Consider the following 22,402-nt stretch of genomic DNA (forward strand, 5'->3'; position numbering starts at 1 on the left):
CAGACATGGAACAGCAACTGACCGGAAAGGTCGCCGTCGTCACCGGCGGCGGCAGCGGCATCGGCGCGGCGATCGCCCTGCTCTTCGCCCGGGAGGGCGCGGACGTGGCCGTGCTGGACCGCGACGAGCAGCACGCGGCCGCCGTCGCCGAGGAGAGCGGCAGCTTCGGCGGGCGCACCACGGCGATCGCCGTGGACGTCACCGACGGCGAGGCGGTGCAGCAGGCGATGGCACGGGTCGTCGAGGAGCTCGGCGGGATCGACGTCCTCGTCAGCGCCGCCGGCATCCTCGACGAGACGCCGCTGCTGGAGATGACCGAGGCGACGTTCGACAAGGTCCTGGCCGTGGACCTCAAGGGCGTCTTCCTGGCCGCGCGCTGGGCCGCGCCCCACATGGTGGAGCGCGGCGGCGGGCGGATCATCAACATCGCCTCCCAGCTGGGCATCAAGGGCGGCACCGGCCTGACGCACTACGTGGCGGCCAAGGCCGGGGTGATCGGCATGACGAAGGCCATGGCGCTGGAGCTCGCCGAGCACCGCATCCTCGTCAACTCGATCGCGCCCGGTCCGGTCGTGACACCGCTGATCGAGGGACTGTCCGAGGAGTGGAAGGCCGCCAAGCAGGCCGAGCTGCCCATCGGCCGCTTCGGCCAGGCCCACGAGGTGGCGCCCACCGCGCTGCTGCTGGCCTCCTCGCCCGGCGGCGACCTCTACACCGGCCAGACGCTGGGCCCCAACAGCGGCGACGTGATGCCGTAGCCGGCCCGGGAGGAGATGTCACGATGTGCGCAGGATGCCCCGGCGGGCGTGCGGTCTCGAAGGTGACCGCCTACATCAACCTCAACGGGATGAAGCAGGCCGTCCTCGCGGAGCTGCGGCGCAGCGTGGGGCGCCGCGCGAGGATCACCGTGCTCGGCGACCGGTGGGTGCTGGGCTCCCGGACGGGCGCCCAGCAGGTCTTCCCCGACGTCGAGACGCTGGCCGACGCCCTGGTCGACCAGCACCTGGTCGACCGGCGCGCCCTGCCGGACGACGGCGGCGCGGAGTTCGAGCGGATCCTCGCCGCCGGGACCCACAGCGCCCCGCCCATGGACGCGGGGCGGCTCGTGCGGGCGCTTCTCCTCAGCGCCGACACCGTGTGAGGCTGTCAGAGGCACCCACCGACCGAACAACCCCTGAACGACTGTCGAAGGAGATGCACATGCCGGATCTCGACCCCCTCTGGTCCCCCCTGCAGATCGGTCCCGCCGCACTGGAGAACCGCGTGGCGCTGGCTCCGATGACCCGGATCAGCGCCACGGAGGAGGGCCACGCCACCGAGCGCATGGTCTCCTACTACGAGGCCTTCGCCCGCGGCGGCTTCGGGCTGCTGATCACCGAGGGGATCTACCCCGACGCCGCCCACGGGCAGGGCTACCTGTACCAGCCCGGGATCGCCACCGACGACCAGGCCCGGGCGTGGGCCGAGGTGGTCGGCGCCGTCCACGCCGCCGGCGCGAAGATCTTCGCCCAGCTCATGCACGCGGGGTCCCAGGCCCAGGGCAACCGGTTCGTCGACTCCACGATCGGCCCCTCCGCGGTGGCCCCCAAGGGCGAGCAGCTGGGCTTCTACCGCGGTGAGGGCCCGTACCCCGTGCCCGCGGAGATCACGGCGGAGCAGATGGCGGAGGTCCGGCAGGCGTTCGTGGACGCCGCGCTGCGCGCCCGCGACGCCGGTTTCGACGGCGTCGAGATCCACGGCGCCAACGGGTACCTGCTCGACCAGTTCCTCACCGACTACCTCAACCTCCGGACCGACGAGTACGGCGGTTCGCCGGAGAACCGGGTGCGGTTCGCCGCCGAGGTCTGCCGGGCCGTGCGCGACGCCGTGGGGCCGGACCTGGCGGTGGGCATCCGCATCTCCCAGGCCAAGGTCAGCGACCACGACCACCGGTGGAGCGGCGGGCCCGACGAGGCGGAGGTGATCTTCTCGACCCTGGGCGCCACCGGGATCGACTTCGTCCACACCACCGAGTACCGGGCGACCGCCCCGGCGTTCGGCGACGAGGGGCCCTCGCTCGCGGCGCTGGCCAAGCAGCACTCGGGTCTGCCGGTGATCGCCAACGGGCACCTGGACGACCCGGAGACGGCCGTGTCCATGCTGGCGGACGGCACGGCCGACGTGGTCGCCCTGGGCAAGGCGGCGCTGGCCAACCGGGACTGGCCGCAGCGGGTGCGCGGGGGCCGGCCGCTCGCCGAGCTCGACGGCAGCCTGCTCGCGCCCCTGGCCGACGTCAAGGACTGGGAGCTGGAACTCTCCTGAGCGGACGCACCGCGGCGGGTGGTGCCGCACCGGCACCACCCGCCGCGGCCCGCGAGGCCCGGCTGCTCACAGCGCCCAGATCTCCTCCAGCCGCTCCGCCCGCTCGTGGCGCGCCTGCAGCGCCTCCTCCATGGACACCGCGCGGAACCGGGTGGCCGTGCCCGGGGCGGCACGGGCCAGCAGGTCCATGTCCGCGGAGATCACGGTGCCCACCATGGCGTAGCCCCCGCCCGAGACCGCGTCCCGGTGCAGCACGATCGGCTGGGTGCCGCCGGGGACCTGGATGGAGCCCACGGCGTAGCCGGCGTCCACGATGTTGGAGGGGTCCGAGCCCGCCCCGAACGGCTGCCGGCGCTGGATCCACTCCACGCCCGGGCCCTCGAAGCGCAGGCCCATCCGGTCCGCCACGGGGGTGAGCTTCCACTCCTCCTCGACCAGCCGGCGCCGGCCCTCGTCGGTGAGCAGGTGGTCGTAGAGGCCCCACATGATCCGCAGCTCCAGCGACCTCCCGAAGCCCGGTCGGAGGCGCTCCGGGATCTCCTCGACCTCGGGCAGCAGGCCGGTGGGCTCGCCCACCGGCACCACGTCCCCGGCCTCCAGCTTCCGGCCGTCCAGCCCGCCCAGCCGCCCGATCGCGTAGGTGGAGCGCGAGCCGAGCACCTCCGGCACGGAGATGCCGCCGCGGACGGCCAGGTAGAACCGGGCGCCGCCGCGGAGCACGCCGAACTTCACGGCGTCCCCCGCCGCCAGCTCGATCCGCCGCCACGACGGGCGCTCCTCGCCGTTGACCAGCACGGGCAGGTCCGCACCGGTCACAGCGATCGTCGTCGGGGCGTCCACGGTGAAGGCGGGGCCCGTGTAGGTGCACTCGAGCACGGCCTCCACGGCGGTGTTGCCGACCAGCTTGTTCGCCGCCTGCGCGGACTCCTGGTCCATGGCCCCGCCCTGCGGGATGCCCACGTGGTAGTACCCGATCCGTCCCTGGTCCTGGACGGTGGTCAGCAGTCCGGGCTGCTCAATCGTCAGCGCCATCGAGGGCCTCCAGAAGGGTGCGGTTGTAGCGGTCGGGATCGGCGAGCGCGGCTTCGACGTCGAGGGTCACGGGCGCCTGCTTGTACCGCCAGGTGCCGTCCTCGACCTGCTGCTGGATGGAGCGGTACTCGGCCTCGTCGACCGGCCGGAACTTCACGAGGTCCCCGGGCCGGAACAGGATGAGGAAGTCCCGGAAGTCGCGCAGGTGCTGCTCGGGGTCGTAGATGGGGGCGGCGGCGATGCCGAACATCTGGTAGCCGCCGGCGCCGCGCACCGAGTAGATGCACGCGAAGCACCCGCCGTGGCCCACGGTGAGCGGGGGAGTGTCGGTGCGGGGGCTGAGGTACTTGGGCACCTCGAGCTGCCGGTCCCTCGGCACGAGCTGGTACATGAACGGCAGCCCGGCCACGAAGCCCACCATGGACACCAGCCACGGGGACTCGTGGTGGCGGCGGATGAACTCGGCGGCGTCCGCGAGGCCGTTGACCTTCGCGGCGTAGTCGAGATCGGTGCCGGAGGGGTCCTGGTGGTAGCCCTCGCGGAAGCGGGCCACGACCTCGGCGGTGTAGGGGTCCTGGTACCAGACCGGGACCTCGATGATCCGGGTCTCGGCGGTGTACTGCGTGGACTCGCGGGCCTGCCCCTCGAGCTCCTGGGTGCGGCGCTTGAGGTCCTCGGCCCTGATCACGTCCGGGTCGAAGCGCACCAGCAGGGACGCGTTGGCGGGGCAGACGTCCACCACGCCGGGCAGGTCCAGGGTGGAGAGGCCGTGCGCCACGGTGGTGGACAGGTAGTTGGCGGTGAGGTTCATGGCCTCGTCGAACTCCACGAACAGGAACTCGTCACCGCCCCACGTGTACCGGGCGGTGGGCAGGTACAGGGTCTCGGTCATGGTGCGCTCCCCTCACTGGGAATGTCGCCGGGCTCGTCGCTGGGTGTGCCGCCGGCCCGGCCGGTCAGCAGCTCGGTCTCGATCCAGGTGGTGTGGTGCGCCACGGCCGCGAACTCCGGGTCCAGCACGAGCCGCCGCAGCAGCGGCACCGTGGTCCTGATCCCCTCCACGTGCGTGGCGGCCAGGGCCGCGCCCATCCGCTGCACGGCCGTCTCCCGGTCCTCGGCGTGCACGATCAGCTTGGCCAGCAGCGAGTCGTAGTACGGGGCCACGGTGTCGCCGCTGCGCACGCCGGAGTCCACGCGGTACTCGGAGCCCTCCGGCCAGTCGAGGCGGCTGATCGTGCCCGGGCTCGGCATGAACCCCTTCTCCGGGTCCTCGGCGTTGATCCGGCACTCCACGGAGTGCCCGGCGAAGGAGATGTCCTCCTGCCGCAGCTGCGTGCGCCCGGTCGAGGCGATCGTGAGCTGCTCGGCGACCAGGTCCACGCCCGTGACGAACTCCGTGACCGGGTGCTCCACCTGCAGGCGGGTGTTCATCTCGATGAACGCCGCCTCGTGCCGGACGGGGTCGTAGAGGTACTCGACCGTGCCCACCCCGGTGTAGGAGCACAGCCGGGCCAGGTTCACGGCGGAGTCCCGGATGCGCTCGCGGACCTCGTCCGGCAGGTTGGGGGCGGGGGCCTCCTCCACGATCTTCTGGGAGCGGCGCTGCAGGGAGCAGTCTCGGTCGCCCAGGTGCAGGAAGGTCTGCCCGTCGCCGAGGACCTGGACCTCCACGTGCCGGGCCCGCTCCACGAACCGCTCCAGGTACACGGTGGGGTCCCCGAAGCTCGCCCCGGCCTCGGACCGGGCGGTGTCGACGGTCCGCAGCAGGTCCTCCTCGGCGCGGACCAGGCGGATGCCGCGCCCGCCGCCACCGGCCGAGGCCTTGATGACGAGCGGGTAGCCGACCTCCCGGGCCAGCGCCAGGACGGCGTCGTCGTCGCCCTCCAGGGGCCCGTTGGACCCGGCGAGGACGGGCACCCCGGCGGCGATCGCGGCCTCCAGGGCCCGGGTCTTGTGGCCCATGAGATCGATGACGTCGGGGGCGGGGCCCACCCACGTCAGACCCGCCTCCTGGACGCGCCGGGCGAACGCGGCGTTCTCGGAGAGGAAGCCGTAGCCGGGGTGCACGGCGTCGCACCCGTGCTCCAGGGCCGCGGCCACGAGCGCCTCCGCGTTCAGGTAGGACTTCTGGGCCGGGGCGGGGCCCACCACGGCCACGGCGTCGGCGAGCTCCGCCGCCATGGAGTCCTGGTCCACCTCGCTCACGGCCAGCACGGTGCGCAGGCCCATCTGCTGCGCCGAGCGCAGGATCCGGACCGCGATCTCGCCCCGGTTGGCCACCAGGAGCGTGGAGATCGGCACGGCTCAGCTCTCCGCGACGACGGCGATGACGTCCCCCGGGTTGACCATGTCGCCGTCCTCCACCTCGAAGGCCTGGATCGTGCCGGCGGCGTCCGACTGGACCTCCGAGAACTGCTTCATCACCTCGATGAGACCGATGACCTGGCCGGCCTCGACCGGGTCGCCGTCCCGGACGAACGGGTCCTTGTCGGGGGACGGGCGGCGGTAGAAGACACCGGGGAGCGGGGACTGGATCTCGGTCATGGTGCGGGTCCTTTCGGTCGGGTGGGGAGACGTGGGGTCGGCGGGCACCGGGTTGGGGAGCTCCGGGTCCGGGTCGGAAGGCCAGGACGACGACGGCGGGGCGGGTCAGGTGACCGTCGCCGCGTGGGCGTCGATCGCCGCGCGGACGGCGCGGGCCACCGCGGGCGCCCCCGGGGCGTCGGAGTGCACGCAGACCGACTCGAAGCGCATCGGCAGCTCCGTGCCGTCCTCGGCCCGCACGACCCCCTCGGCCAGGGCCTGCGCCACCCGGTCCGCGGCGGCGCGCGGGTCGGTGGCGTGGGGCGTGCGCTGGATGATCAGCCCGCCCTCGGCGTTGTAGTCGAGGTCCACGTAGAGCTCGGCCACGAACGGCACGCCGCGCTCGGCGCACACGGACTCGTGGGCGGTGCCGGCCATGCCGAGCACGGGCACGCGGTAGTCGGCGGCCACCGCCGCCACCGCCTCCATGAGCGCCGGGTCCTTGGCGACCATCCCGTAGAGCGAGCCGTGCGGCTTGAGGTGGTGCAGGTCCGCCCCGTGCTGGAGCAGGAAGCCGGTGAGGGCGCCCACCTGGTAGCGGACCAGGGACTCGACCTCCTCCGGGGTGAGCACCATGGCGCGGCGGCCGAAGCCCCACTGGTCGGGCAGGGAGGGATGGGCGCCGATCGCGACGTCGTGGGCCACGGCGGCGGCCACGGTGGCGGACATGATGTCCGGGTCCCCGGCGTGGAAGCCACAGGCGACGTTGGCGAGGTCCACGACCTGCAGCAGCTCCGGGTCGTTGCCGAAGCGGTGCAGGCCGATCCCCTCGCCCATGTCCGAGTTGACGGTGGGCCGGGTGCGGGTCTCAGGTGTGGCCATGGTCACAGCCTATGGACGCGACGCGCCCGTGGGAACGGGCTCGGGGCGATCCCCCGGCGATCTCGGGGTGTCCGCGGGGGCAGTGGGGCCCGTCACTGTGCTTTTCCCCGAACACCTGTAGAGTCATCACCAGTTGTTGAAGTTTCGTTCTTGCAGTTCAAGCAGTTCGCCCGGACATCGGGCGCAGCAGTTTTTCTGAGAAGACGTTTTGGCAGGCATCGCAACGCCCGAGCACCCCGATCGCCGGGGACGCTCCGTTTCCCAGAAAGACAGGTTCCCCATGACTACTGGCACCGTGAAGTGGTTCAACGCCGACAAGGGCTTCGGCTTCATCACCCCCGAGGACGGCTCCAAGGACGTGTTCGCGCACTTCTCCGCGATCAACTCCGGCGGATTCCGCTCCCTCGAGGAGAACCAGCGCGTCGAGTTCGAGACCCAGGACGGCCCCAAGGGCCCCCAGGCCGCGAACATCACCGTGCTTGCGTGATCACGCTCTGATCTCCTCGTGAGATCTCCGGCGCGGGGCTGAACGCCCCGGCGTCGACCTGACATCGCCACCCGGCTCCGGCCGGGTGGCGATGTTTTTCTCTGCCGGACCCCCGCACCGGGTCCCGGGTCCGGCAGCCTGGATCGGGGTGCGCCCGAGCCGACGCAGCCGGGAGGAGGGGTGGACGATGCCCGAGGTCGAGGTGCAGCCGACGGCCGCCCAGGTGCGCCGCCTGCTGGAGGCGCAGCTGCCGCGGGAGCTCCGCGGACTCCTGGACCTGACGCCGACCCCGGTGGCGCAGGGCTGGGACAACGCACTGTTCCGGCTCGGCCCCGCTCACGCGGTGCGCCTGCCGGTGCGCCGCGCCGCCGTCCCGTGCCTCCTCCACGAGGTGCGGTGGACGGCCGTGGCCGGCGCACCGCTGGCCGCGCTGGGGATCGCCGTGCCCCGGCCGGTGTTCCGCGGCGGTCCCGGCGCCGGGTACCCGCGGCCCTGGTCGGTGGTCCGGTGGATCGAGGGCGAGGCCGTCGCGACCCTGCCGGTCGCCCGGCGCGGGCGGCTCGCGGAGGACCTGGCCCGGGCCCTGTCCTCGCTGCACCGGCCGGCACCCGGGGAGGCCCCGCGCAACCCCTACCGGGGCGTCCCGCTCGACGCGCGGCTCCGCGCGGCGCCCCCGTCCTGGCCGGCCGCGGCCGCGGTGCTCGGGGCGCGGCGCACCGAGCGGCTCCGCGGCGTCGTCGACGACGGCCTGCGCGCCGCCCCGTGGTTGCGGTCGGCGGTCTGGCTGCACGGGGACCCGCACCCCTGGAACCTCGTGCACCGGGGCGGGCGACTGGCCGGTCTCGTCGACTTCGGGGACGTCTGCGCCGGGGACCCCGCGTCCGACCTCGCCGGCGCGTGGCTGGCCTTCGACGCGGACCAGCGCTCCGGGTTCCGCGCCGTCGCGGACAGCACCGGCCGGTACGACGACGACGTGTGGCGCCGCGCCGCCGCCTGGGCCGCCCTGTACGTCGCGGCGCTGGCGGCGAGCCCCGGCGCCGGCCCGGACTTCGGTCCCGTGCTCCGGCACGCGGCCGCGCAGCTGACACCTGCGTCCTGACGGCCTGAACCGTCGGCGTCCCCCGCAGCGTGCGCGGGGCGGTCGACGACGTCGTCGCCGGCCCGGGTGGCCGGAAGCCGGCCTGGCGCCGCCGCCGCGCGCCGGGTGGGGCTCAGTCGCCGATCGTGAGCACGGAGACTGTCACCGAGGTGCAGGTGAGGCCCAGGGCGGACAGGGTCGCGGCCACTGCGCGCTGCACGTCCTCGGCCACGGAGCGCAGACGGTGGCTCGGAGCGGTGGCGATGTCCACGGACACGGCCGCCGTGGTCCCGGCCAGGTCCAGCTCCAGGCCCTGACCGCCGAGCAGGGCGTCGCGCTGCAGCAGGGCGCCGCCCCACTGGCCCACGCGTCCGAGCAGCGACGGCTCGAGCCGGACCACGCCCGGCACGGCGAGCACGGCCTGCGTGAGGGCGGCGGTGACGGCCTCGGCGTCCGGGTCCGCCCCGGTGGGCAGGGTGTGCGAGCTGTCGATGTCAGGCATCGTAGACGTCCTCCACAACGATGTTCACGGCGCCTGGGTCCACGGACACGTGACGGCTCAGGACCGCGATGACGCGATCGCGGATGTCGGCGCTCACCCGCGGCACCGTGACCGTGTGCGAGATGGCGATGCGGCACGTCACGGCGTCGAGGACGGGGGCCTCGGGGTCGTAGCCCAGCTGGCCGTCGAGCCGCCGCCGCGGGGTGATGTCGATGCGCCGGGCGCGGACGCCCGGCACGGAGTCGGCCGCGAGCCGGACCAGGCTCACGAGCGCCTGCTCGCTGACGAGCACGGGGCCGATCTCGGTGACGGTGGCAGGGATGCGCCGGCCGCGGCGGACCTCCGCGCGCGCCACGGCGAGGACGTTCTCCCGCACCCGGGCGCGGGGCCTGAGGCTCTCGTCCGGGTCCGTGCCCGCCGTCTCCTCGAGGGAGCGGTGGCGGGCCGTGACCGAGCGAAGGGTCTGCAGGCTCGCGCGGGCGGCCCGGCACTGGTCGCACGTGAACTCGTGGGCGTCCGGCGGGCGGTCGATGCTCTGCCACACCTCGTCGATGCTGCGCCCGCACCCCAGGCGGGGGTTCTCGTCTATCGCCATGACATCATCCCCTTCGCCAGTTCTGCTCGTGCTCGGGCCAGGCGCCCCCGGACCGTCGACTCGGAGACGGACAGCGCCTGGGCGATCTCGCGGTAGGGGCGCTCCTGGATCTCCCGCATCAACCAGCAGGCGCGCAACGGGGGTGGCAGCTGGTGCACCAGCTGGGTGAGCTCGTCGAGCTGGTGCTGGGTCTCGGTCACGGCGGCCGGGTCGGAGGGCGACCGTGGACCCACTGTGTCATGCACGGCCGTGGATTCGGGGATTTCCTGGGGCGCCCACGGGTCCGTTTCGCGGCTGCCGGCGCGCTGCAGCAGGTCCAGGCAGCGGCGCGAGGCGATCCGGTACAGCCATCCGCCGAACGCCCCGTTGGTGGTCAGCGTGGGCAGGGCCCGCCAGGCCCGGATCAGGGTGTCCTGGACGATGTCCTCGGCGTCCTGCCGGTTGCCCACCATGTTGTAGGCGTACCGGTAGAGCCGGCCCTCGTAGCTGACGACCAGCTGCTCGAACGCGTCGACGTCCCCGTCCTGCGCCCGGGCGACGAGGGTGTCCTCGTCCAGCGCCACCGCTCCGTGCGGTTGCCCCGGGTCCACGTCGTCCACGTGCAGGTCTGCCTCTCGTCGTCGGTGCCGCCCGCGTGCCGCTCCTCGGGCGGGGTCGCCCGGTCGTGCGGCCACCCTGCGCGGTGCCGTCGGAGGACCGCACCCGGGCACGCCGTCCCGAAGTGCGGGAGCGTGCCCGGACCAGCATGCACGTCCGGGCGGAATTTAGCTAGACGATCTAGCGACAATGGGATTGGATGAGGGGCGGTCGTGACCGGCATCCGCCGATCCGACCACTGGGTGTGATGCAGATCACGGCGAACGGGCGTGACGAACGGCGAGGACGGCCGGTCTTACCTGTACCGGCACCGATGACCGCCCCCGCACCGGGGACGTCGGCAGGCCGACCCGAGCACGACCAGTCCACCCGTCTTCCACGACCGAGGAGAAGCACCATGGCCCAGAACACCTCCGTTCCCCGTCCCGGCGAGAACACCTCGACCCAGTCCGGGACGAGCATCCCCCGCACCGGCGAGGAGCGCCGCCGCGACGAGGCCCGGGAGACCCCGACCACGCTGGAGCCCCGCCGTCCGGTGGGTCCGCTGCAGTCGGACCGCGGCAACACGACGCTGGAGGACACCGTCGTGGCCAAGATCGCAGGCATGGCCGCCCGCGAGGTCCCCGGCGTCTACGCCATGGGCAACGCCGCCCGCCGGGCGTTCAACGCGATCAGCGACCGCATCCCCAACTCCCAGACCAACGTCTCCGGCGGCATCAGCGTGGAGAAGGGCGAGCGGCAGACGGCCATCGACGTGACCGTGGTCGTCGACTACGGCGCCTCCGTGGTGGAGGTCGGCAACGGCATCCGCCGCAACGTGATCCAGGCGGTCGAGCAGACCACCGGGCTCGAGGTCGTCGAGGTCAACGTCAACGTCTCCGACGTCCACCTCCCCGAGGAGGACGGCGCCGGTCGCGGCGTCCCCGCCGGCTCCTCGGCCGGCGAGCTGGAGTAGCGTCCCCGCCCGCGCGCCACCGGTGCCCGGACCGTCCGGTCCCGCACCGGGCGCGCGGGCCCACCGACTCCCGTCCGCCGTCCGCCGCCCCTCGGCGGGCGGCGGACGGGGCCACACCGGGGCTGCCCCGGACGAGCACCGCGTGCCGCCGGACCCCCCCGCTCCCCGCCCGCGGCACCTCCCTTCCCCGTTGTCCCGTGAAAGGACCTCATCGTGTCTGTCTCCCGTACCGCCCTCTTCGTGGGCCTGCTGCTGGGACTTGTCGTCGCCTTCGGCACCTTCACCCAGTTCCTGCTCGTGGTGCTCTTCGGCGCCGCCGGGCTCCTGATCGGCCGTGTGCTCGAGGGCAAGCTCGACCTGTCCGAGCTCGTCGGCCGCGGCCGGAGGTGACCGGTGACCACCATCGTCCGTTCTGACGCCCCGGCGGCACGGTCCGCGGCCGGCGCCGCCGATCGCGGCCCGGCGCAGGGCCCGGCCCTCGCCGAGCGCGGCACCCTGACCGTGCCCTCGTCCGTGGTCGCCAAGATCGCGGCGCAGGCCGCCTGGGAGCTGGACGCCGTCGGCGCCGCCTCCGGCGGTGTGCTCGGCCTCGGCGCGCGCCGCGACTTCGAGCGGCGGCCCACGGCCGACGCCCGCATCTACGGCCGCGCCGCCGTGATCGAGCTCGACCTCGGGGTCGCCTACCCCACCCCGCTGCGGCGGACCGCGGACCGGATCCGCACGCACGTCACCGCCCGGGTCCGCGACCTGACCGGTCTGGACGTGGAGCAGGTGGACGTGAAGATCTCCTGGCTGCACCCGGCCGGAGCCGGCGGTACGAGAGGAGCACTGCTGTGAGCACCCCGTCCTTCCCGCCCCTGCGCCGACGCCCGGCCCGGGTCGTCCCCTCCGTGCTGGTGGGCCTGCTCGGGCTGACCGCCGCGGGCCTGCTCGCCTGGGCCGCGGTCCTGCGCTTCACCCAGGGCTCCTGGCCCGAGCCGGTCGCCACCGGCGCCCCGGCCGTCCTCGAGACCCCGGTCACCGACCCGGGGGTGCTCGCCGCCGGCATCGTCCTCACCGTGCTGGGCCTCGTCCTGCTGCTGTGCGGGCTCGTTCCCGGCCGGTACCGCGCCGCCCGGGTGCAGGTGCCCCGGCAGCTCTACGGCGGCTCCGAGGAGACCGTGCTCACCCACCGCGGTCTCGGCCGGCTGCTGGAGGCCCGCACCGCCCGGGTCGACGGCGTGGGCCGCGTCCGGGCCGAGGTGGGCGAGCGCCGCGTCCGCCTGCACGTGGACACCCCGCTGCGCGAGACCGGGACCCTGGCGTCCCGGGTGCGCACGGTCGCCGAGGACGCCTTCGTCCGCCTGCCGCTGGCCACCGCCCCGCAGGTGTCCGTGTCCGTCACCGAGAAGAGGAGCTGACCGATGCGCACCGTCTCCGGAACCCGCAACCGCGCCCTGCTCACCGTCCTGGGGCTGGTCCTGACCCTCTCCGGGGTGTGGCTCGTGCTCCTCGCCACCGGAACGGCCGCACGCCTCCAGGGCGTGGGCGCCCTGGCCCCCGCCGAGGGTGCCGCCGTGGGGGATCTCCTCGGCCCGGTCGACCAGGTCCTCCTGCCCGTGGGGATCGCGCTGACCGTCCTCGCCGGGCTGGTCGCCCTGTGGTGGCTGGCCCACCAGGTCCCCACCAGGGACCGGCCCGTGGACTACCGGCTCCAGGACGACGACGACCACGGCGTGGTCAGCATCGCGCCGTCCGTCATCGCCGCCGCGGTCCAGGCGCAGTGCGAGGAGCTGCCCGACGTGAAGCGGGCCGCCGTGGAGCTGGCCGGCTCCGCCCGCGACCCCGAGCTGCTCCTCGACCTGACCCTGGCCCCGGGCGCGTCCGTCGACCGGGTGCTGGACCAGGTCTACGGGACGGTGGTGCTCGACGTGGCCATTGCCCTCGAGGTGGAGCTCGCCCACGTGGCCGTCCGCCTGGACGTGGCCCGCGCGGCCCCCCGCGACACCCAGGTGGCCGTGCAGGGCACGCGTCCCCGCGCGGAGAAGACCGCGGTGCACTAGGCGGCCGGCCGCAGCGGCGCTGTCCCGGACCGGGGGGATGGGGGCGGCGCCGCTGACCGCGTCATGAAACGCACACGATGCGTTCCGATGCGTCCGGTCGCGCCGGACGTGCGGGTGATCCGGCCCCTCGGGCCCCGCCCGGGCTTCCATCACGAAACGGCACGTGACGTTGCAGTGGTGAACCTCCTACGATGCGCTTGCACATCAGCACTCCCAGAAGCGAGGGAACACCATGAAGAACAGTGCAGCGGGCGCGGCGGCGGCGGCGATCGGGCTCGCGGTCCTGACGGCAGGACCGGCGACGGCCGCGCCCGGTGACGCGATGGTCTTCACCGACTGCGCCACGGCCGCCGGGTACGGCGTCCACAACATCCCGGTGGGCTCCGTCAGCTACAGCACGAGCCTCGTCGACGACGACGGCGACGGCGTCGTGTGCGAGAGCGCCGAGTGGTCCTACGACCCCACCCGCATCCCCGTGGAGAACGCATCGGGGGGCTGGAGCCACACCGTCATCGACTGGGTCCCCGGCGCCGGCCCCGGGCCGGACGCCCAGCCCGGCGAGGTGCCCGGCGAGGTGCCCGGGGAAGTGCCTGCCGAGGACCCGTACACCCAGGTGGACGAGGTGCCCGTGGGTGGCGCCGACACCGGTGCCGCCGTGGACGCCGGTCCCGGCGCCCCGGTCCTCGCCGGCGGTCTGGCTCTGGTCGCGGCGGCCGCCGCGGTGGCGGTGCGCCGGCGCGGTGCCGGCCGGGCCTAGGCCGGTCCGGGCGGAGGGACCGGTCCCCGTGCCGGATCCGACCGCCGGCCGCCGCAGGGGCCGCCTGGTCCCTGCGGCGGTCGTCCTCCTGCTGCTCAGCGGCTGCGCGGGCGGGTCCCCCGCGCAGCCCGCTGCCCCGTCGTCGTCAGCGGTGTCCGCCGCGCCGGCGCGGACGCCGGCGCCGGGTGCGACGGCAGCGCCCACCACACCGGCTGCCGCACCGTCCGCCGCACCGGCGCCCGAGGCGCTGCCGCCGGTGCTGCCGGGGTCCGCGCCCGTGGCGGTGCGGATCCCCGCGGTGGGGGCCTCGTCCGAGCTGCTGCACCTGGGCCTGCGCCCGGACGGCTCGCTGGAGGTGCCGCCGACCGGTCCCGGGGCCCCGGCCTCCTGGTACACGTCCTCGCCCACGCCGGGGGAGCGGGGGCCGGCCGTCCTGCTCGGCCACGTCAACGCGACCGACGGCGGGCCCGGTGTCTTCGCGGGGCTGCGCGGGCTGGCCCCCGGCGACACCGTGGAGATCACGCGGGCGGACGGCAGCACGGCGGTGTTCGTCGTCGACCGCGGGGAGCAGCACGCCAAGAACGCCTTTCCCACACGGGCCGTCTACGGCAACACGGCCGGGGCGGAGCTGCGCCTGATCACGTGCGACGGCTACGACCCCGCCACCGGCCTGTTCGACGACAACTACGTGGTCTACGCGACCCTCGCCACCTGACCCCTCCCTTCTCCCGCGAGATGGCAGCTGCCGGCGACCGGGGGCGCCGCTGTCGCCGACACCTGCGATCTCGCGGGCCCCAGGGCGCAGGGCCCGGGGCGGGGGACACGCCTCGTCCTGAAGACGGAGGTGCGATCGCACACCGCGGGGGAGGATGGGAGGGCGCATCCTGTGCCGTTGCCGTTCCACCGAAGGAGATCCTCATGAGCAACCCCTATCCCCAGCAGCCCGAGGGCGCCCGCGGCGGCCCGCCGCAGTACCAGGCCGGCGGCGACCAGTACGGAGCCCACCAGGGCGGGCACCCCGGCGCCGCGCCCCCCGAGGTCAAGCGGCTCCTGACCCTGACCCTCGTCTCCGCGGCCGTCTACCTGCTCAACGACATCGTGGGGATCATCGCCGCGACCACCGCGGACACCACCGAGATGTACCGGGAGATGGGCTTGTCCGCCGACCAGATCGCGGCGGCCGACCAGGCCTCGGGCATCGGGCAGATCACCGGCATCGTGATGCTGGTGATCGCCCTGGGCCTGTACGCCCTCGTCTACGTGTTCCTGAAGAAGGGCAAGAACTGGGCCCGCGTCCTGGGCATCGTCCTGTCCATCCTCAGCGTGGTCGGGACGCTGATCGGCCTCCTCGGCGCGATGGCCTACGGCGGGCTGGGGATCGTCCTGCTGGTCCTCGGGCTGGTGCTGGTCGTGGTGAACGTCCTGTGGCTGGTCACCGCGTTCAAGGCCCCGGTCAAGGAGTGGTTCGCCCCGCGCCGCATGGTCTGATCCGCTCCGGCGCCCCTCGGGCGCCCGGCAGTCCCCACCGGAACGCCGCCCGGCCGCCGCGGCCGGGCGGCGTTCCGCCGTGACGGGCGGCGCGGACCGCTCAGCGGCCCGGCCCGATGACGCGGTCGCGCCCGGCGAAGAGGGCCACGACGCACAGCACCGCCATGAGACCCGCCATGAGCAGCAGCGGCGGCTCCCACCGGCCTCCGGCGTCGTAGAGGGCGCCGAAGACGGCGGGGGCGATCGCGGCCAGCGCGTAGCCCACGGACTGGGCCATCCCGGACAGGGCCGCCGCCTGGCGGTGGTCGGTGGACCGGAGGCTGAACAGGGACAGCGCGACGACGATGAGGCTGCCGCAGCCGATCGACCCGAGCACGATCCACAGCAGCGTCAGCTCAGGCGCGGCGGCCAGCCCCGCGAAGGTGGCCAGGGCCAGGGCGCTGCCCGCGAAGGCCACGGGCCGCTGGTCGCCCAGCCGGTGCATGAGCGCCCCGGTGCCCAGGCTGGCGCCCATCCCGATCAGCAGGAACAGCGCCATGTGCGTGCCCGCGGCGGTCGCCGAGACGCCGTGGCTGCGCTCGATGCTCGGCAGCCACGCCATGAGCACGTAGAACGCCACCGACTGCAGGCCCATGAACAGGGTGACCTGCCAGCCCAGCGCCGACCGCCACGGGGACCGGTAGGGGCCCGGTTCCGCCGCGGGGACCGCCGGCCCGGAGCTCCCGGTCCGCAGCCCGGGCGAGAGCACCACCAGCGCCACGACGGCCGGCACCGCCCACACCGCCAGGGCCAGGCGCCAGCCCGCCGGCCCGGAGTGGGCGATCGGGACCACCAGCGCCGAGCCGGCCGCGGCCACCGCGCCCTGGATCGACGTGTACACGCCGGTCACCTGGCTCACGCGCAGCGGGAACTCCTGCTTCACCAACGAGGGCAGCAGCACGTTGAGGAACGCGATGCCGATGCCGATCACCGCCGTGCCCACCCACACGGCGCCCTCCACCGGGGCGGAACGGCCGGCGATCCCGGCCGCGAGCAGCAGCAGCGACAGCCACAGGGCCCGGTCCAGGCCCGTCCGGGCGGCCACCGCCGGGGCCACGGGGGAGAACAGGGCGAACATGGCCAGCGGCAGCCCGGTCAGCAGCCCGGCCTGGCCCGCCGAGATGCCGAGGTCGCGGCTGATCTCCTCGAGCAGCGGCCCCACGGTCACGAAGCCGACCCGCAGGTTGACCGCGATCAGCACCACGCCGAGGAAGCCGAAGCCGAGGCGGGCCCGCCGGCCCGTGGCCGATGACGCGTTGGTGAGCACGGCACACCCTTTCAGGACGCGGGAGGGAGGATCTCCGGACAGCGTAGACGGGGCGGCGTGCCCCGGCACGCCGCCCCGTCCCGGTCGGAGCCCGGCTGTCCCGCCGGGTCGGGCCATGGTCCGGCCGGGTTCAGCCCAGGATGAGGTTGAGGACGAACAGCAACGGGATGGACCCGGCCCAGACGGCGGTGGTGATCCCGGACCAGCCCTTCAGCGCGTCCGTGCCCTCCAGCCCGGTGAAGCGGGTGACCACCCAGAAGTAGGAGTCGTTGAAATAGCTGAACACCATGGAGCCCGCCGTGCAGGCCACGGCGGCGACGACGGGGTCGATGCCCAGGGTGGTCACCAGCGGCGCCGAGACGGAGGCCGCGGTGATCATGGCCACCGTGCCGGAGCCCTGGGCGATGCGCACGAGGGTGGCGATGAGGAACGGCACGAGGAACGCGGGCAGCGGGGTGGAGGCGATGGCCTCGGCCAGGGCGTCGCCCACGCCGGAGCTGCGGAGCACCTGGCCCAGCGCGCCGCCGGCGCCCGTGATGAGCAGGATCAGACCGGCCGAGGCCGCGGCCTCGGCGAACCAGCCGTGGGCCTTGTTCCGGGGCGTCCACCGGGGCAGGAGCACGTAGAGGGCCAGCACCATGCCGATGATCAGCGCGACCACCGGGTTGCCGATGAAGGCGAACGGGACCGCCCAGGCGGAGGGCTCGTACTCGTCTCCGCCGACGACGCCCTGGGCGTTCTGGTCGATCGCGCCGGTGACCGTGTTGAGGATGATCAGCAGCAGCGGGATGACCAGCGGCAGGGACCCGACGAACGCGCCGATCCGGTGCGGCTCGGCGCCGGCCGGCGGCTCGCCGAGATCGTGGGACGGCTCCGCGGCGGGCGCCTGGGCGGCCTCGTCGTCGAGATCGTCCCGCGGGCCCTCCACCAGGTCCGTGCCCGAGGTGCGGGAGCCGCCGCCCCCGACGCCGGCCGTGGCGACGGTGCCGTAGACGGCCTCGCGCACGTGCTCCTCGATCTTGGGCTCGAGCTGGGGACCGATCCAGCGCGCGTAGAGGACCACGACGGGCAGCAGGAGCACGGTGAAGGCCAGGCCGACGAGGATGATCGCCCCGATGTCCGCGCCGAGGATGCCGGCCACGGCCAGGGGGCCCGGGGTGGGCGGCACGAGGTGGTGGGTGAGCGTCATGCCGCAGCCCAGCGCCAGGGCGAGCGTCACGTAGCCGGCGCGCTTCACCCGGGCGATGGACCGGGCGAGCGGGTTCATGATCACGTAGCCGGAGTCGCAGAACACGGGGATCGAGACCAGGGCGCCCACGCTGCCCATCGCCCATGGCTCGCGGCCGTGGCCGAAGGCGCGGAGGAAGGCGAGGGCGAGCGCGTTGGCGGCCCCCGACACCTCGAGGATCTTGCCGATGCCCACGCCGAGGCCGATCACGATGCCGATCGAGGCCAGGGTGTTGCCGAATCCGGTGGTGATGGCCGAGACGATGTCGAGCACCGGCTGGCCCGCGACCAGACCGGTGACGAGGGCGGCGATGAGCAGCGCCACGAACGCGTCCAGGCGCGTGCGCAGCACCAGGACGATGATGGTGGCGATGCCCAGCACGAGTGCCAGGAGTAGTTGCAGATCCACGGCGATCGGCTCCTCGGGGACGTGGGACGGCCGGGCTGCTGCCCGGGCGCGGGAATTGACGAGAGCGGCGCTCCATGTGAGGCTAGTCACACATATGACGTCTGACAAGAGGCAGGTACGCGCCGTGAACCCCGATCCCGACGTGCGCACCGCTCCCCCTGTGAGGGCCGCGGCGCGGCGGCGAGCCGATGGCTAGGAAGTCGCTGGTCGAGGCCGTCGCCGAGGACCTGCTCGAGCGCATCCTCGAGGGCGAGGTGGGCGCGCACGAGGCTCTGCCCCCCGAGGCGGAGATCGCCCGGGAGTCCGACGTCAGCCGGCTCACCGTGCGCGAGGCCCTCAAGGCGCTCCAGGCGCAGAACATCGTCTACGTGCGGCGCGGCCTCGGGACCTACGTCAACCCCCCCGACGCGTGGACCGGCCTCGAGGCGATCCTGAAGGCCGCCTCCCGGGGGGCGACCTCCCACCAGGTGGCGCTGCGGCTGCTGGAGGTGCGGCGCATGGTGGAGACGGGCTCCGCGGAGCTGGCCGCCGTGCACGTCACCCCGGAGGACCTCGCCGCGATGGAGACCGCGGTCCGGGACCTCCAGCGCGCGCACGAGGCGCAGGACCTGGACGAGGTCACCCGCGCCGACATGGCCTTCCACGACGTGGTGCTCCGGGCCTCGGGCAATCCGTTCGTGCCCGTCCTGCTGGCCCAGCTCTCCCAGCTGCTCTACGCCGAGCGGCGGGCGACCTCCGCCTTCCCCGAGGTGCAGCGGCACGCCATCGAGCACCACCGGCTCGTCCTGGAGGCCATCGGCACCCGCGACCCCGAGACGGCGCGCAAGGCCATGGAGGCCCACATCGACCAGACCTACGCCGACTACGAGCACTACATCGGCGGCGGGACCGCACCCGGCGGTCCCGACCCGGCACCCGGACCCTTTCCCCACAGCACAGGAGACGACTGACATGACCGAGACCATTCCCTTTCCCGCCGAGCGCACCGCCGTGCTCACCGGCGCCGCCTCCCCGCGCGGCATCGGCCGCGCCACCGCCGACCTGCTCGCGAGCCAGGGCTGGAACGTCGCCGTCCTCGACATCGACGGCGAGGCCGCCGCGGAGGCCGCCCAGGACATCGCCGGACGGCACGGTGTGCAGGCCCTCGGGCTGCGCACGGACGTGTCCGACCAGGCCTCCGTGGACGAGTCCGTCGCACGGGTCGAGGCGGAGCTCCCGCCGATCGTGGCCCTCGTCAACCTCGCGGGCATCAGCTCGCCCACGGAGTTCATGCAGGAGACCCGGGAGGCGTGGGACCGGGTCTTCGCCATCAACATGACCGGCACGTTCATGATGACCCAGCGCGTGCTGGCCGGGATGATCGAGCGCAAGCTCGGCCGCGTGGTCAGCGTCTCCTCGATCTCCGCCCAGCGCGGCGGCGGGACCTACTCCAAGGTGGCCTACAGCGCGTCCAAGGCCGCGATCATCGGCTTCACCCGGGCCGTGGCGCGCGAGATGGGCGAGCACGGGATCACCGTGAACTGCATCGCCCCCGGTCCCGTGGACACCGACATCATGGGCGGCACGCTGAGCGACGAGCGCAAGGCGGACATGTCCAAGGACATCCTGGTGGGGCGTGTGGGCACCGTGCGGGACATGGCGGCCCTGCTCGCGTTCCTCGTGGGACAGGACGCCGGATTCATCACCGCGGCGACATACGACATCAACGGGGGGCTGCAGATCTCCTAGCCGCACCGCATTTCCCGGTCGCGGCGGCTGCCCCGGTCGTCGCCCGGAACGACGCCGGGACGGCGCCGGCTCGGCACTGCCCCGGCGTCGTCCGGCACCTCCCCGGCGCCTCCCCGGGCTCTTCCGGGGAGGTGCCGGAGGGGCTCACCAGCGGGGGTGGATGTCCGCCCGGAAGTACGCGTCGTAGATCCTGCGGACCCCGGCGTCGATCTCCCGGCCCAGGTCCCCGGTGTCCGCCGCCGAGGCGTTGCCGCGGACCTGCTCCACGCTGCGCGCCCCCGGGATCACGGTGCTGACGCCGTCCTGGGCGATGATCCACGCGATCGCGGCCTGCGCCGTGGTCACCCCGTCCGGGAGCAGCCCGGCGAACTCGCGGACGGCCTCGAGGCCGCGCTGGAAGTCCACTCCGGAGAACGTCTCGCCGACGTCGAAGGCCTCGCCGCCGCGGTTGTAGTTGCGGTGGTCGTCGGCCGCGAACCGGGTGTCCGCCGTGTACTTCCCGGACAGCAGCCCCGAGGCCAGCGGCACCCGGGCGATGATCCCCACCCCGGCCTCCTTCGCCGCCGGCAGCACGGCGTCCAGCGGCTTGAGCCGGAAGGCGTTGAGGATGATCTGGACGGTGGCGGTGCTCCCGCGGGCGATGGCCGCGAGCGCCTCGTCGGTGCGCTCCACGCTGACGCCGTAGTGGCGGATCGCGCCCTCCTGGACCAGGGTGTCCAGGGCGTCGTAGACCTCCTGGTCGCTGTAGACCGGCGTGGGCGGGCAGTGCAGCTGGACCAGGTCGAGGGTGTCGGTGCCCAGGTTCCGGCGCGAGCGGTCCACCCACTGCCGGAAGTTCGCGAGGGTGTAGTTCTCCGGGACCTGGTCCGCGCGGCGGCCCATCTTCGTGGCCACGGTGATGTCCAGGTCGGGGCGCTCGCGCAGGAACGCGCCGATGGTCTGCTCGCTGCGGCCGTCGCCGTAGACGTCGGCGGTGTCGAAGAACGTGACCCCCGACTCCACGGCGGCCTCCAGGACGGCGGTGGCCTCGGCGGGGTCGACGTCCCCCCAGTCCGCGCCCAGCTGCCACGTGCCCAGGCCCACGGTGGAGACCTTCCGTCCGGTCCTGCCGAGTGTGCGTTGCTCCATGCGTAGAATCCCGTTCCGCGATCGGTGGAGGGTCTCCCGGGGGCCCGGGGGACGGCGGCCCGGGTTCCGGGGGCGCCGGGGACCACCATGCGGTGCGACGTGTCCGCCGCGCAAGCACCGGAGGGGTGGAGGTCCCTCCCGGGGACCCCTCCACTGGGTCCGTCCGGTGCTGTGCAGTACCGTTCTGGCCATGACCGTTGAGGGTGGTGCGAACTCCGCACGGCCTCCGCGCGCCCCCAACATCCGGGACGTGGCCCGCGCGGCCGGGGTCTCCCACCAGACGGTCTCCCGGGTGATCAACGGGCACCCCGCGCTGCGCGACTCGACCCGGCAGCGGGTGCTGCAGGCCATGGAGGAGCTGCGGTTCCGGCCCAACCGGGCCGCCCGCGCCCTGGTCACGAGCGAGTCGAGGACCATCGGCGCCCTCGTCTCCTCGGGCGCCGAGTACGGCCCGTCGGCGAGTCTCCGGGCGGTCGAGACGGCGGCCGACGAGGCCGGCTACGTCGTGGACACCGCCCACATCGACCACGCGGACCGCGCCTCCATCGAGTCCGCCCTGGACCGGATGGTCGGCCACGCGGTGGAGGGGCTGGTGATCCTCGCGCCGCAGTCGCGCACGCTGGAGGTGATCGAGCAGCTGTCCATCCGGATCCCGTTCGTCACCGTGCACTCCCTGCACAGCGAGGACCACCGGATGTCGGTCGACCAGCTGGCCGGGGCCCGGCTGGCCACCCGTCACCTGCTGGAGCTGGGGCACCACCGCGTGGTCCACGTCCCCGGCCCTGAGGGGTGGGTCGAGACGGACGCCCGCCGCCAGGGCTACCGCGAGGAGATGACCGCCTGGGGGTTCGAGCCCGTGGTGGTCCCCGCCGGGGCGTGGACCGCGGACTCCGGCTACCGCGCGGGGCTCGGACTGCGCGGGGACCGGGGGCTCAGCGCGGTCTTCTGCGGCAACGACCACATCGCGCTCGGCCTCGTCCACGCGTTCGCCGAGGCCGGGCTGGACGTGCCCGGGGACGTCAGCGTGGTGGGCTTCGATGACGTCCCCGAGGCCGCGCACTTCCTGCCGCCGCTGACCACGGTGCGCCAGGACTTCCCCGAGCTGGGCCGGCGCTGCATGGCCGTGCTGCTCGCGGAGCTGCGGAGGGAGCAGCCGGTCCGGCCGGGGGACGTGGAGCCCGTGCTCGTGGTCCGCGAGTCCACGGCCGCGCCCGCGTCCGACCAGGGCTGACGGACACTCGGCCACGCCGTTACCAAACTGTTATCAAGTGATGTGGGACACGTGCTTCCACGCTGCGATAGGTTGGCCCGAACATCAGATGTGACCGTTCACATTTCGAGGCGGGCCGGCCGGCGGCCGCCCCT

At 73.8% G+C, this 22,402-nt stretch carries 27 protein-coding genes; 16 read left to right on the forward strand and 11 right to left on the reverse strand.

The window, feature by feature from the left end; all coding sequences use genetic code 11:
- Positions 1–5: 5 nt before the first annotated feature.
- From CK505_RS02945 to CK505_RS02955, 3 genes are read left to right on the forward strand one after another with little or no spacing between them, the layout of a single operon-like run.
- On the forward strand, positions 6–758 hold the full coding sequence (locus tag CK505_RS02945; protein WP_035923584.1) for an SDR family NAD(P)-dependent oxidoreductase: 753 nt from the start codon (positions 6–8) through the stop codon (positions 756–758).
- A 23-nt stretch (positions 759–781) separates the two neighbouring features.
- Positions 782–1,141 carry a hypothetical protein gene (locus CK505_RS02950; protein WP_126349689.1) on the forward strand — a complete coding sequence of 120 codons (360 nt, stop codon included), beginning with the start codon at positions 782–784 and terminating at the stop codon, positions 1,139–1,141.
- A gap of 59 nt (positions 1,142–1,200) precedes the next feature.
- On the forward strand, positions 1,201–2,301 hold the full coding sequence (locus CK505_RS02955) for an NADH:flavin oxidoreductase (protein WP_095650180.1): 1,101 nt from the start codon (positions 1,201–1,203) through the stop codon (positions 2,299–2,301).
- Positions 2,302–2,367: 66 nt separating this feature from the next.
- On the opposite strand, the gene CK505_RS02960 is transcribed toward CK505_RS02955, so the two are convergent.
- The 5 genes from CK505_RS02960 to CK505_RS02980 all read right to left on the reverse strand — a co-directional run bounded on the left by CK505_RS02960 (position 2,368) and on the right by CK505_RS02980 (position 6,738).
- Complete coding sequence (locus CK505_RS02960) at positions 2,368–3,333, reverse strand: biotin-dependent carboxyltransferase family protein (RefSeq protein ID WP_035923576.1); 966 nt, start codon at positions 3,331–3,333, stop codon at positions 2,368–2,370.
- The gene (locus CK505_RS02965; RefSeq protein ID WP_035923885.1) at positions 3,317–4,225 is read right to left on the reverse strand and encodes an allophanate hydrolase subunit 1; all 909 of its coding nucleotides are present in this window, start codon (positions 4,223–4,225) and stop codon (positions 3,317–3,319) included. The genes CK505_RS02960 and CK505_RS02965 overlap by 17 nt, the downstream gene beginning before the upstream one ends.
- Positions 4,222–5,634, reverse strand: a complete 1,413-nt coding sequence (locus CK505_RS02970) for an acetyl/propionyl/methylcrotonyl-CoA carboxylase subunit alpha (RefSeq protein ID WP_095650181.1) — start codon at positions 5,632–5,634, stop codon at positions 4,222–4,224. Before CK505_RS02970 ends, CK505_RS02965 begins: the two co-directional genes overlap by 4 nt.
- Positions 5,635–5,637: 3 nt before the next feature.
- Positions 5,638–5,877, reverse strand: a complete 240-nt coding sequence (locus tag CK505_RS02975) for an acetyl-CoA carboxylase (RefSeq protein WP_017834473.1) — start codon at positions 5,875–5,877, stop codon at positions 5,638–5,640.
- Between the two features lie 105 nt (positions 5,878–5,982).
- Positions 5,983–6,738 (reverse strand): 5-oxoprolinase subunit PxpA, encoded by a 756-nt coding sequence (locus CK505_RS02980; RefSeq protein ID WP_176475275.1) that lies wholly within the window; start codon positions 6,736–6,738, stop codon positions 5,983–5,985.
- A 280-nt stretch (positions 6,739–7,018) separates the two neighbouring features.
- On the opposite strand from CK505_RS02980, the gene CK505_RS02985 reads away from it, so the two are divergent.
- Complete coding sequence (locus tag CK505_RS02985) at positions 7,019–7,225, forward strand: cold-shock protein (protein ID WP_035923571.1); 207 nt, start codon at positions 7,019–7,021, stop codon at positions 7,223–7,225.
- 187 nt (positions 7,226–7,412) lie between these two features.
- Positions 7,413–8,324, forward strand: coding sequence for a phosphotransferase (locus CK505_RS02990; RefSeq protein WP_176475276.1), 912 nt, complete (start codon positions 7,413–7,415; stop codon positions 8,322–8,324).
- Between the two features lie 112 nt (positions 8,325–8,436).
- Here CK505_RS02990 and CK505_RS02995 read toward each other — a convergent pair whose 3' ends face one another.
- From CK505_RS02995 to CK505_RS03005, 3 genes are read right to left on the reverse strand one after another with little or no spacing between them, the layout of a single operon-like run.
- Positions 8,437–8,805: an Asp23/Gls24 family envelope stress response protein gene (locus tag CK505_RS02995; protein WP_095650184.1), complete on the reverse strand. Its 369-nt coding sequence runs from the start codon at positions 8,803–8,805 to the stop codon at positions 8,437–8,439.
- Complete coding sequence (locus CK505_RS03000; RefSeq protein ID WP_017834468.1) at positions 8,798–9,400, reverse strand: hypothetical protein; 603 nt, start codon at positions 9,398–9,400, stop codon at positions 8,798–8,800. The genes CK505_RS02995 and CK505_RS03000 overlap by 8 nt, the downstream gene beginning before the upstream one ends.
- Complete coding sequence (locus CK505_RS03005; RefSeq protein WP_017834467.1) at positions 9,391–9,999, reverse strand: RNA polymerase sigma factor; 609 nt, start codon at positions 9,997–9,999, stop codon at positions 9,391–9,393. The genes CK505_RS03000 and CK505_RS03005 overlap by 10 nt, the downstream gene beginning before the upstream one ends.
- A 395-nt stretch (positions 10,000–10,394) precedes the next feature.
- On the opposite strand from CK505_RS03005, the gene CK505_RS03010 reads away from it, so the two are divergent.
- The 8 genes from CK505_RS03010 (at position 10,395) to CK505_RS03045 (ending at position 15,239) form a co-directional block, all read left to right on the forward strand.
- The gene (locus CK505_RS03010) at positions 10,395–10,952 is read left to right on the forward strand and encodes an Asp23/Gls24 family envelope stress response protein (RefSeq protein ID WP_095650186.1); all 558 of its coding nucleotides are present in this window, start codon (positions 10,395–10,397) and stop codon (positions 10,950–10,952) included.
- 213 nt (positions 10,953–11,165) lie between these two features.
- Entirely contained in the window at positions 11,166–11,342 is a 177-nt protein-coding gene (locus tag CK505_RS18380) for a hypothetical protein (RefSeq protein WP_017834465.1), read from the forward strand.
- Between the two features lie 3 nt (positions 11,343–11,345).
- Positions 11,346–11,789 carry an Asp23/Gls24 family envelope stress response protein gene (locus CK505_RS03020; protein WP_217987518.1) on the forward strand — a complete coding sequence of 148 codons (444 nt, stop codon included), beginning with the start codon at positions 11,346–11,348 and terminating at the stop codon, positions 11,787–11,789.
- A complete protein-coding gene (locus CK505_RS03025; RefSeq protein ID WP_017834463.1) occupies positions 11,786–12,352 on the forward strand; it encodes a DUF6286 domain-containing protein in 567 nt (188 codons plus the stop codon). The genes CK505_RS03020 and CK505_RS03025 overlap by 4 nt, the downstream gene beginning before the upstream one ends.
- Positions 12,353–12,355: 3 nt before the next feature.
- Entirely contained in the window at positions 12,356–12,994 is a 639-nt protein-coding gene (locus tag CK505_RS03030) for a hypothetical protein (RefSeq protein WP_095650187.1), read from the forward strand.
- 232 nt (positions 12,995–13,226) lie between these two features.
- Complete coding sequence (locus tag CK505_RS03035) at positions 13,227–13,751, forward strand: excalibur calcium-binding domain-containing protein (RefSeq protein ID WP_141246770.1); 525 nt, start codon at positions 13,227–13,229, stop codon at positions 13,749–13,751.
- Positions 13,752–13,779: 28 nt separating this feature from the next.
- A complete protein-coding gene (locus CK505_RS03040) occupies positions 13,780–14,466 on the forward strand; it encodes a class F sortase (protein WP_095650189.1) in 687 nt (228 codons plus the stop codon).
- 203 nt (positions 14,467–14,669) lie between these two features.
- Positions 14,670–15,239, forward strand: coding sequence for a hypothetical protein (locus CK505_RS03045; protein ID WP_095650190.1), 570 nt, complete (start codon positions 14,670–14,672; stop codon positions 15,237–15,239).
- A 100-nt stretch (positions 15,240–15,339) separates the two neighbouring features.
- Here CK505_RS03045 and CK505_RS03050 read toward each other — a convergent pair whose 3' ends face one another.
- On the reverse strand, positions 15,340–16,545 hold the full coding sequence (locus CK505_RS03050; protein WP_255250878.1) for an MFS transporter: 1,206 nt from the start codon (positions 16,543–16,545) through the stop codon (positions 15,340–15,342).
- Between the two features lie 130 nt (positions 16,546–16,675).
- Positions 16,676–18,181 (reverse strand): GntP family permease, encoded by a 1,506-nt coding sequence (locus tag CK505_RS03055; protein ID WP_095650191.1) that lies wholly within the window; start codon positions 18,179–18,181, stop codon positions 16,676–16,678.
- Positions 18,182–18,369: 188 nt separating this feature from the next.
- Here CK505_RS03055 and CK505_RS03060 point away from each other — a divergent pair, with 188 nt between their 5' ends.
- A complete protein-coding gene (locus CK505_RS03060) occupies positions 18,370–19,131 on the forward strand; it encodes a FadR/GntR family transcriptional regulator (protein WP_095650192.1) in 762 nt (253 codons plus the stop codon).
- 1 nt (position 19,132) lies between these two features.
- Complete coding sequence (locus tag CK505_RS03065) at positions 19,133–19,909, forward strand: SDR family NAD(P)-dependent oxidoreductase (RefSeq protein ID WP_095650193.1); 777 nt, start codon at positions 19,133–19,135, stop codon at positions 19,907–19,909.
- Between the two features lie 144 nt (positions 19,910–20,053).
- Here the strand turns inward: CK505_RS03065 and CK505_RS03070 are convergent, their stop codons facing one another.
- Positions 20,054–21,037, reverse strand: a complete 984-nt coding sequence (locus CK505_RS03070; protein ID WP_095650194.1) for an aldo/keto reductase — start codon at positions 21,035–21,037, stop codon at positions 20,054–20,056.
- Between the two features lie 190 nt (positions 21,038–21,227).
- Between CK505_RS03070 and CK505_RS03075 the strand changes: the two genes are divergently transcribed.
- Positions 21,228–22,268: a LacI family DNA-binding transcriptional regulator gene (locus CK505_RS03075; RefSeq protein WP_095650195.1), complete on the forward strand. Its 1,041-nt coding sequence runs from the start codon at positions 21,228–21,230 to the stop codon at positions 22,266–22,268.
- The last annotated feature ends 134 nt before the right edge of the window (positions 22,269–22,402 follow it).

This window comes from Kocuria sp. WN036, from assembly GCF_002287015.1.
Taxonomy (GTDB): Bacteria; Actinomycetota; Actinomycetes; order Actinomycetales; family Micrococcaceae; genus Kocuria; species Kocuria rosea.